Source organism: Pseudonocardia sp., from assembly GCF_050250275.1.
In the GTDB taxonomy this organism is placed as follows: domain Bacteria; phylum Actinomycetota; class Actinomycetes; order Mycobacteriales; family Pseudonocardiaceae; genus Pseudonocardia.
Genome location: NZ_JBFWOY010000004.1, coordinates 256,046 through 265,211, shown reverse-complemented (window position 1 = coordinate 265,211; position 9,166 = coordinate 256,046). Strand labels below are relative to the sequence as shown.

The 9,166-nt window shown below is 74.4% G+C and carries 13 protein-coding genes; 2 read left to right on the top strand and 11 right to left on the bottom strand.

Going from position 1 to position 9,166, the window contains the following annotated elements:
• Positions 1 to 365 (bottom strand): MarR family winged helix-turn-helix transcriptional regulator (locus tag AB7F12_RS06540; RefSeq protein ID WP_428517880.1); only part of this gene is annotated, 365 nt, incomplete at its 3' end.
• An 88-nt stretch (positions 366 to 453) separates the two neighbouring features.
• Here AB7F12_RS06540 and AB7F12_RS06535 point away from each other — a divergent pair.
• Positions 454 to 1,107 carry an FMN-dependent NADH-azoreductase gene (locus AB7F12_RS06535; RefSeq protein WP_428496925.1) on the top strand — a complete coding sequence of 218 codons (654 nt, stop codon included), beginning with the start codon at positions 454 to 456 and terminating at the stop codon, positions 1,105 to 1,107.
• An 82-nt stretch (positions 1,108 to 1,189) separates the two neighbouring features.
• On the opposite strand, the gene AB7F12_RS06530 is transcribed toward AB7F12_RS06535, so the two are convergent.
• Both AB7F12_RS06530 and AB7F12_RS06525 read right to left on the bottom strand, forming a co-directional pair.
• Positions 1,190 to 2,632 carry an NAD(P)H-hydrate epimerase gene (locus AB7F12_RS06530; protein WP_428496924.1) on the bottom strand — a complete coding sequence of 481 codons (1,443 nt, stop codon included), beginning with the start codon at positions 2,630 to 2,632 and terminating at the stop codon, positions 1,190 to 1,192.
• Between the two features lie 60 nt (positions 2,633 to 2,692).
• Positions 2,693 to 3,436 carry a DUF4333 domain-containing protein gene (locus AB7F12_RS06525; protein WP_428496923.1) on the bottom strand — a complete coding sequence of 248 codons (744 nt, stop codon included), beginning with the start codon at positions 3,434 to 3,436 and terminating at the stop codon, positions 2,693 to 2,695.
• Positions 3,437 to 3,652: 216 nt separating this feature from the next.
• On the opposite strand from AB7F12_RS06525, the gene AB7F12_RS06520 reads away from it, so the two are divergent.
• On the top strand, positions 3,653 to 4,483 hold the full coding sequence (locus tag AB7F12_RS06520; RefSeq protein ID WP_428496922.1) for a dienelactone hydrolase family protein: 831 nt from the start codon (positions 3,653 to 3,655) through the stop codon (positions 4,481 to 4,483).
• Between the two features lie 12 nt (positions 4,484 to 4,495).
• Here the strand turns inward: AB7F12_RS06520 and AB7F12_RS06515 are convergent, their stop codons facing one another.
• From AB7F12_RS06515 to AB7F12_RS06480, 8 genes are all read right to left on the bottom strand, one after another.
• A complete protein-coding gene (locus tag AB7F12_RS06515) occupies positions 4,496 to 4,933 on the bottom strand; it encodes a hypothetical protein (RefSeq protein WP_428496921.1) in 438 nt (145 codons plus the stop codon).
• Positions 4,930 to 5,232, bottom strand: a complete 303-nt coding sequence (locus AB7F12_RS06510; RefSeq protein ID WP_428496920.1) for a hypothetical protein — start codon at positions 5,230 to 5,232, stop codon at positions 4,930 to 4,932. The genes AB7F12_RS06515 and AB7F12_RS06510 overlap by 4 nt, the downstream gene beginning before the upstream one ends.
• A gap of 70 nt (positions 5,233 to 5,302) precedes the next feature.
• Positions 5,303 to 6,640, bottom strand: coding sequence for a phosphoglucosamine mutase (gene glmM / locus AB7F12_RS06505; RefSeq protein WP_428496919.1), 1,338 nt, complete (start codon positions 6,638 to 6,640; stop codon positions 5,303 to 5,305).
• Positions 6,641 to 6,651: 11 nt separating this feature from the next.
• On the bottom strand, positions 6,652 to 7,269 hold the full coding sequence (gene rpsI, locus AB7F12_RS06500) for a 30S ribosomal protein S9 (protein WP_428496918.1): 618 nt from the start codon (positions 7,267 to 7,269) through the stop codon (positions 6,652 to 6,654).
• Between the two features lie 29 nt (positions 7,270 to 7,298).
• Positions 7,299 to 7,742 carry a 50S ribosomal protein L13 gene (gene rplM / locus AB7F12_RS06495; RefSeq protein ID WP_428496917.1) on the bottom strand — a complete coding sequence of 148 codons (444 nt, stop codon included), beginning with the start codon at positions 7,740 to 7,742 and terminating at the stop codon, positions 7,299 to 7,301.
• A 213-nt stretch (positions 7,743 to 7,955) separates the two neighbouring features.
• Positions 7,956 to 8,243, bottom strand: coding sequence for a WXG100 family type VII secretion target (locus AB7F12_RS06490; RefSeq protein ID WP_428496916.1), 288 nt, complete (start codon positions 8,241 to 8,243; stop codon positions 7,956 to 7,958).
• Positions 8,244 to 8,254: 11 nt separating this feature from the next.
• Positions 8,255 to 8,566, bottom strand: coding sequence for a WXG100 family type VII secretion target (locus tag AB7F12_RS06485; protein WP_428496915.1), 312 nt, complete (start codon positions 8,564 to 8,566; stop codon positions 8,255 to 8,257).
• 76 nt (positions 8,567 to 8,642) lie between these two features.
• Positions 8,643 to 9,140, bottom strand: coding sequence for a GNAT family N-acetyltransferase (locus tag AB7F12_RS06480; RefSeq protein WP_428496914.1), 498 nt, complete (start codon positions 9,138 to 9,140; stop codon positions 8,643 to 8,645).
• Positions 9,141 to 9,166: the final 26 nt, after the last annotated feature.

Here is a 9,166-nt window from a genome sequence, read left to right as displayed (position 1 = left end):
GACGCGGTGTGGACGGAGTCCTCAGTGACACGCAACTCCCGACGGAAGCAGCGCAGCCGGCAGATCCAGCAGGGGTCGGGCTCACGCCGGACGAACCCGCGTTGCTCGAGCCGCTTGACGACGTTGGACAGCCGTGACAGTGAGCCGCCCGTCAGCTCGGCGAGGGCGCTCATCCGCAGCAGCCGGTCCGGCGCCATCGAGAGCCGGCTGAGGGTGAGGTACTCGAACAGGTTGACCCCCGAGTCGCGTTGGAGCTGGGCGTCGAGCGCGCCGGGCAGTTGCAGGACGAGCTGTGCGACGGCGATCCACGCCTGCTGCTCGGCGTCGGTGAGCCAGCGCGGCGTGGCAGCGGGGCGGGCGGCCATGGGGGAAGCGTACGAGACCCAGGTTGACTTCAAGGGTGAAGTAATGCATTCTAAGTTCAACCTTGAAGTATCGACCCGGGAGTTCCGCATGACCCTGTTCCGCCTCGACGCCAGCATCCGCACCGAGGGATCGGCCAGCCGCGAGATCGCCGACATCGTCGAGGCCGAATGGCTCGCCGCCCACCCCGGCGACACCATCGAACGCCGCCACATCGGTGTCGACGTGCTGCCCGCCGACGCCTGGGGCCACGCCCTCGCCGCCGGGGCCGTCCCCGCCGAGGACCACACCCCCGAGCAACGTGCCGCCGCCGCCCTCGCCGCCCGGCTCGTCGACGAGCTCCTCGCCGCCGACGCCGTCCTCGTCGCCGTCCCGCTCTACAACTTCGGCGTGTCCCAGCACGTCAAGACCTGGATGGACCTGATCCTCACCGACCGCCGCGCTGCCCCCGGCTCCGACCCGCTGCTCGCCGGCAAGCCCGTCGTCCTCTGCACCGTGCGCGGCGGGGCCTACGGCGGCGGCACCCCCCGCGAGGGCTGGGACCACTCCACCGGCTACCTGCGTCGCATCCTCGCCGACGTCTGGGGTGGCGACCTCACCGTCGTCGAGCGCGAGTTCACCCTCGTCGGGGTCAACCCCGCCCTCGACGACTTCGCCGACCTCGCCGCCGACATGCACCAGGGGGCCGTCGCCTCGGCCCGGGAGGCCGGCAAGGCCCTCGCCGGGTCACGCGTGGCCGCCTGACCCGGGTCCGCGCGCGCCGAACGACCGCGCGCAACCTCACGGTCGCCGGCAGGCGCCGGGCGAGCAGTGAGGTTGCGCGCGATCAGTCGCTGCCCGCGGTCAGGCTCCGTAGTGCGTCGGGGATGTGGGCCTCGATCTCCGACGCCGGAGCCGGAGCGCCACGCGCGGCCAGCGACGCCGCGAGGCCGTGCACGTGCGTCGCCGCCGCCCCGGCCCACACCGGCTCACGACCCGCCGCCAGCAGCGCCCCGACGATGCCCGACAACACGTCACCCGAGCCCGCCGTCGCCGCCCACGACGCCGCCGACGGGTGCACGAACACCGCGCCCCCCGGATCGGCGACGACCGTGGCGTTGCCCTTGAGCAGCACCGCCACCCCGAGCTCGGCGGCGGCGCGGCGGGCGGCGCCGATCCGGTCCGCACCCACCTCGCCCGCGACCCGGGCGAACTCCCGGTCGTGCGGCGTGACGATCACCGGGCGGCCACGCACCGCGGCCCGCAGCTCGGCGTGCTGCCCGAGCAGCGTGACGGCGTCCGCGTCGACACACAGCGGGACGTCCTGGGCGATCACCGCGGCGAGAACGTCACGACCGGCCGCGCCGGTACCCAGGCCGGGGCCCACCGTCCAGGCCTGGACCCGGCCCGCGGCACCCAGCGCGTCGGTGGCGACGACCTCGGGCCGGCGTGCGCGCACCCCGTCGGCCGCCGAACCCGCGTAGCGCACCATGCCGCTCGTCGCCAGCACGGCGGCGCCGGTGGCCAGCACCGCGGCACCCGGATACGTCGACGATCCCGCCGCGATCCCGGTGACACCCTGGGTGTACTTGTCGTCGGCCGGACCGGGCAGGGGCCAGCCGGCGGCGACGTCGGCGTCGTCGAGGACACGTGCGTACGGTTCCGGGAGCAGCGGGCCGAGCCCGATGTCGACGAGGTGCACCGCCCCGCAGCGCGCCGCCGCCAGCACGTGCACCGGCTTGAGCGCCCCGAACGTCACCGTCTCCGCCGCGGTGACGGCAGGGCCCACGACGGCACCCGTGTCGGTGTCGACGCCACTGGGCAGGTCGACCGCCACCACCGGCACACCCGCGGCGGCGGCCTCGGCGACCAGAGCCGGCGCCGGACCGCGCAACGCACCCCGCCCCGAGATGCCGACGATCCCGTCGACGACCAGATCCGCCCCCTCGACGAGGCCCGCACCCTCGGACACCGCCCGCCCCCCGGCCCGCCGCAACGCCGCCAGCCCGCCCGGATGCGCACGGTCGGGGGCCAGCAGCACCGCGGTCACCGCCACGCCCCGGCGACGCAGCTCGGCGCCCGCCCACAGCGCGTCGCCGCCGTTGTCCCCGGCGCCGACGAGCAGCACCACCCGCGCACCCGAGACGCGTCCCACCCGCTCGCGCAGGATGCGGACGAGGTGCACGGCCAGCCCGAACGCCGCCCGGCGCATCAGCGCGCCCTCGGGGAGCCGGTCGATCAGGACGCGCTCGGTGTCGCGGACCTGCTGCGCGGTGAAGACGCCTCTCACGTCCCGCAACGTAGTGCGGCCCGGCGCAGGACGCCGGGCCGCACCGTGGAACGGAAGAGGTCAGGCCTGCGGAACCCAGCTGAACTTGACCAGGCCCTGCTCGACCGCCGTGACGGTCACGTCGAACGCGACCTCCTCACCAGGGGCGACGACGGTGCACGTCGACCGCGAGCCGACCTCCGGCCGGAGGTCGTCGGTGCAGGTCGTGGACTGGACGGTCACGCCGGCCGCCTGGCCGATCTGCTCGGTGAGGGTCTTCTGCAGCAGGTCCTTCGCGACCGGGCGGGCGACGAGCTCGACGTCGTAGTCGACGTTCGCGTCCTGCACCCCGGTCACCGTGACCTTCGCGCCGACGGGCTGGCCGCCCGCGGTGAAGGAGCACTCGATCGACTGGCCGTTCTGCGGCTGCAGCTCCGACGGGCAGCTCAGGTCGGCCGCCTGCACGTTCTGCTTCGCCAGGTCGGAGGTCACCGACTTCGCCAGTACCGCAGGCACCAGCGGGCGCGCCTTCGGCTTCGCGGTGTAGTTGACCGTCGAGCCGTCGACCGCGTCGACGGTGACGACCACGTCGACCGGCTGGCCGTCGACCGTCGTGTACTGGCAGGTGACCGACGCGCCCTTCTCCCCCTTGAGGTCGTCGGGGCACGTCATGTTCCTGGCGTCGACCTGCTGCTCGGAGAGCTTTGCGGTGACCGACTGCGCGAGGTCGGCCTTCGCGACGCTCACGCCGCAGGCGCTCAGGCCCAGGACCACGGCCGCCGCCGTGCCCGTCGCGGCGAGAATGCGGACCAGCCTGGACGTCATCGTGATCTCCTCGTCGTCGCGGGCCACCACGGCCCGTCCCGAGGAACCGTAGAGATGATCAGCTTCGGGAACAGGGGTACTGGCACCACCCTCACCGGAGGCGACCATGACGGTTCGGCGTCGCAGCGGCACCCCGCTCGCGCCGCGCGCGCCGCGCCCCCGGTCGGGGAACGCCCGGAGTGGGCGGGCGGTGATCGTCGGCGGTACCGTGCTGCGGTGACGCGGACCAGCACGTTCACCCGGCCCGAGCCGACCCGCGGCGCGAAGGACGCCGTCGCGCAGCTGTCGCGCCCCGGGCCCAACGCGGTACTGCGGGGCGACCTCGGCCTCGTCGGCGTGCCCGGCGTGGTGTTCGCCCCGGCCCAGGGCCTGGGGCTGCCCGCGGTCGCGTTCGGGCACGACTGGCTCCAGCCGGCCACCCGCTACACCGAGCTGCTGCGCCACCTGGCGTCGTGGGGGTTCGTGGTGGCGGCGCCGTCGTCGCACCGCGGTCCGTTCGCCAGCCACGCCCGCTTCTCCGCCGACCTGCGCACCGCGCTCGACACCTGCGCCGGGGTCCGGCTCGGCGACGGGCACATCAGCGTCGACAGCCGCCGGATGGCGTTCGCGGGCCACGGGATCGGGGGCGGTGCGGCGCTGCTGGCAGCGGCCACGCACCCGCGGGCGGCGGCCGTCGTCACCCTGGCCCCCGCGCAGACCAAGCCGTCGGCGGTCGAGGCGGCGAGGGCGATCACGGTGCCGACGCTGCACGTCGTCGCCGGCCAGGACACGGTCACCCCGCCCGGCGGGCACGCGGAGCCGATCACGCAGGCCGCGGGCGGCCCGGTGACGGTGCGGACCCTGCCCAAGGCAGGGCACACCGCGTTCCTCGAAGGCGTCCACTGGACCGACCTGCTGCTGGCCACGAGCAAGGACGGCAGGTCACGACGGCTGGCGACAGCGCTGCTGACGGCGTTCCTGCTGCACCACCTGTGCGACGAGGACCGCGTGGACGTCCTGGTCGACGGGAAGGTCCCGGGCACGGAGCTGCTGGTCCGCACCCCCTGACGCGCCGGCGGGTCAGGCCCCGGGCAGGGTCGCGATCCGCATCCCCGTCCCGGGCAGCACCCGGCGGGTTTCGGTCCCGGCCAGCACCGGCCCGGCCGGCACCGACCCGCTCGGCACCGACCCGGCCGGCATCGACCCGCTCGGCACCGGCCCGGCCGGCATCGGCCCGGCCGCGGGATCCGTCGCCGGGCGCGACACGTCGGCGGCGGCCCGGCTCGCGCGGGCCGCGAGGTCGGCGGCGTCGTCGGCGTGCCGGTCCAGGTCGCGGCGCAGCAGGTCGGCCCGGTCGACCCAGGCCGCTCCCGTCGGATCGGACCAGTCGGCGGCGACGTCGGCGACGAGGGCCCGCACCGACGTCAGTGCCGCGCGCAGCTCCCCGGCGTACACGCCGAGCAGCCCGGCGGCCTCGTCGAGCTGACCGGCGACCGCGCCGGGTTCCGGCGTCGTCACCTCGCCCGGCCGGCGAGGGCGTCGACGATCGGCGAGTCGCCCATGAGCCGGACGACGACGTCGCGCTGCACCCGGTCGGCCTCCTCCGCGGCCCCCGCGGCGGCACGGAGCTCTGCGGCGAGCGCGGCCAGCCGGTGGGCCACCGTGCCGACGCCACCGGCGATCCGGTCGAGCTCGGCGCGGTCGCCGGGCCGCGCCCGCTCCGCCTCCCGCCGGGGCCGCGCCAGCGCCTCGGCCAGCGCCTCGGCGCGACGGGCATGGGCGCGCAGCCGTTCGGGATCCCGGTGGACGTCCGCCATGGCGGCGATCCTCGCCCGCCCACGCCCGCGGCGGACCCGAACAGCGGGAACCGGTCGCGGACGCGAACGCTCAGGATGCGGCGGCGACGACCTCGGCCAGTGCGGCGGCGGTGCGCTCCGCGGTGTCGGCGGTCGGGGCCTCGACCATCACCCGCACCAGTTGCTCGGTGCCCGACGGGCGCAGCAGCACCCGCCCGGTGTCGCCCAGTGCCGCCTCGGCCCGCGCCACCGCGTCCCGCACCGACCCGGACGCCGCGACCATGGCCTTGTCGCCGACGGGCACGTTCACCAGAACCTGCGGCAGGGACGTCATGACACCGGCCAGCTCGGCGAGTGACGACCCGGTCGACACCATCCGGGCCATCAACCGCATCGCGGTGAGCAGGCCGTCGCCGGTGGTGGCGTGGCCGGGCAGCACGACGTGCCCCGACTGCTCGCCGCCCAGGCTGTACCCGCCCGCGCGCAGGTCCTCGAGGACGTAGCGGTCGCCGACGCCGGTGGTGCGCAGCGTGATGCCCTGCGCACGCATCGCCAGGTGCAGCCCGAGGTTGCTCATGACGGTCGCGACGAGCGTGTCGTCGACCAGCTCGCCCGCGTCGCGCATCGCGACCGCGAGGACCGCCATGATGTGGTCGCCGTCGACGTCGTTGCCACGGGCGTCGACGGCGAGGCAGCGGTCCGCGTCGCCGTCATGGGCGATGCCCAGGTCGGCGCCGTGCGCGACGACGGCCTCCCGGAGCGGGCCGAGGTGGGTCGAGCCCACACCGTCGTTGATGTTGAGGCCGTCGGGGGCGGCGTTGATCGCGACGACGTCGGCGCCCGCCTTGGCGTACGCCTCCGGGGCGGCCACCGAGGCAGCACCGTGGGCACAGTCGACGACGACGCGGAGCCCGGCCAGCGAGACCGGGGTGGCGGCGACGAGATGCGCGCCGTAGCGGGCGATCGCGTCGGGCAGATCGCGCACGCGGCCGACGGCGGCACCGGTCGGCCGGGTCGCCGGCGGGGTCAGCCCCGCCTCGACCTCCAGCTCGACCTCGTCGGGCAGCTTGTGCCCGCCCGCCCCGAACAGCTTGATGCCGTTGTCGGGCATCGGGTTGTGCGACGCGGAGATCATGACGCCGAGGTCGGCACCCTGCTCCGCGACCAGGTGCGCGACCGCGGGGGTCGGCACGACACCGACGCGCACGGCGTCGGCGCCCGCGGACGTGAGGCCCGCGACGACCGCGGCCTCGAGCATCTCACCGCTGGCCCGGGGATCCCGGCCCACGACGGCGACCGGCCGGTGCGACCGGTCGTGGGCGGCGAGGACGCGGGCGGCCGAGGCCGACACAGCCACGGCGAGCTCCGGGGTGAGGAGCTCGCCGTTGGCCAGGCCCCGGACGCCGTCGGTTCCGAAGAGACGACGCATCCGGGTATACGTCAGCGCTTGCTGTACTGAGGCGCCTTGCGGGCCTTCTTGAGGCCGTACTTCTTGCGCTCGGTGGCACGGGCGTCACGGGTGAGGAAGCCGGCCTTCTTCAGCGGCGGGCGGTCCTCGGAGTCGGCCTCGATCAGCGCTCGCGCGATCGCGAGGCGCAGCGCACCGGCCTGGCCGGAGATGCCGCCACCGTGCAGGTTGGCGAAGATGTCGAAGCGCTCGGTCTTCTCGACGGTGACGAGCGGCTCCCGGATCAGCTGCTGGTGCAGCTTGTTCGGGAAGTACACCTCGAGCGGCTTGCCGTTGAGGGTGAACTGGCCCGACCCGGCGACGAGGCGCACCCGGACGACAGCCTCCTTGCGGCGGCCGACGGTCTGGATGGGCCGGTCGATCAGGACGGCGGTGTCGGCGGTGAAGGACTCGTCGGCCGCGAAGTCGTCGTCGGCGGCGAAGTCCTCGGCGACGGCGGCGTCCTCCGCGACGGCCTCGTCGACTGCGGTCTCCTCGGCGGCCTCGTCGACAGCGGTCTCCTCGGCGACGGCCTCGTCGGCGGCGTCGACGACGGGGGTCTCCTCGGCGGCGACGGTCTCGTCGACGCCCTCGGACTCAGGGCTGGTCACGTGCTGTCCCTCTTCGTTGCTCGGGTCGGTCACTGCGCGACCTGGGTGATCTCGAAGGCCTGCGGCTTCTGCGCGCTGTGCGGGTGCGACGGCCCGGCGTAGACCTTCAGCTTCTTGGCCATGGCGCGGCCCAGGCGGTTCTTGGGCAGCATGCCCTTGATGGCCTTCTCGACCAGCCGGTCCGGGTGCTTCTCGATCATCTCGCCGACCGAGCGCTGCTTGAGGCCGCCCGGGAAGCCCGAGTGGCGGTAGACGAACTTGTCCTCGCGCTTGTTGCCGGAGACGGCGATCTTCTCGGCGTTGACGATGATGACGAAGTCGCCGGTGTCCATGTGCGGCGCATACGTGGGCTTGTGCTTGCCCCGCAGCAGCGTCGCGGCGTGCGTGGCGAGCCGGCCGAGGACGACGTCGCTGGCGTCGATCACGTGCCAGGCGCGCGTGATCTCGCCGGGCTTCGGGCTGTACGTGGACACGGATGTACCTCGTCGTTCTCGGCTCGGGATGCCTGTCGTCGCTGGGTGCGGCTGACCTGAGGGCTACCCCGGGGGGCGAGCGCACCGCTCCTGGACCGGAACGGCGACGGCTCGCCCGCCGCACATCGATTGTCGAGGGTACCCGCCGCCTTCGAGGAGGGTCAAAACGCCCCCCTCCCCGTCGTGCGACGGGTACCCGCGGACCGTTCGTGGTCACTGCCAACGGCGCGCGTTCGCCTGCTCCACCTGCTGATAGTTGTCGTTCGCGGCCCCGAGCGCGACCCCGATGCGGCTCAGGACCGACGCGAGGTCCGCCGCAGCGGTGTCCCACTGTCGCTGCCGCGCCCGGTAGTCGGTCGCAGCCTGCCCGTCCCACGTCGCGGCCATCGGCGCGAGGAACCTCCTCAGCTCGTCGAGTGTGGCGCTGATGCGCTGCGCGGTGCTCGCCACGTTCTGCTGGGCCGCGCCCAGCTCACCGAAGGCGACCTTGATCTCTGACATCGTCGCCCCCGTCAGCCCAGTGCCGACCGGATCGCGGACAGGCCCGCGGCCTGCTCGTCCTCCTGGCGCTGGTAGGCCGCGGCCGAGCCCTGCACGGCCGTACCGATCGCCTGCAGCGCCTCCCCCAGCTTGCGTGCGTCGGCGTCCCAGCGGGCCATCAGCCCGGTGAACGCCGTCGAGGCCTCACCCCGCCACGCACCGGCCAGCGGCAGCAACCCGTTGCGCAGTGCCGACAGGTCGGCCTGCACCTGCTCGTTCACCTCCAGGACGTGCCGTCCGGCCCGCTGCATCTCCGCGGTACTGGTCCCGTATCCACCTGACATGTGTGCGCCCTTCCTTCCGTGGGGCGCCCACCGTCGCAGGACCGGCAGGGTCGGCGTGGCCGTTCGGCGAAGCCGTTCACCGGCGCGAACGGCCACCGGTCAGGTCCAGGCCGAAGTAGCGGCTCGACGGCATGTCGGCGTAGTACCCGAACCCGGCGACCGGTGTGTAACCCTCGGCCTCGTACAGGGCGATGGCCTCCGGTTGCCGGACACCGGTCTCGAGCACGATGCGGGTGTACCCGGCCTCGCGGGCACGGTCCTCGGCGGCGTGCAGCAGCAGCCGGGCCAGACCGCGCCTGCGGTGGGACGCGCGGACGTAGAGCCGCTTCATCTCCGCCGCGCCCGGTTCCGCGGCGGCGCGCATCGCGACCGAGCCCACCACCACGCCGTCGCACCGGCCGACCAGCACGAACCCGTGTGGCAGCCGGAACTCGGCCGGATCGACGGGCGTGCGGTCACGGTCGCCGTAGCGCAGGACGTACTCGCCCTGCACCTCCTCGACCAGCTCCGCGACGACCGGGTCGGTGTAGTCGTGCACCTGCACGTGGAGCACGACGGGATCGAGACGTTCCACGCCGTCCATCCTGCGCGCTGCGCCTG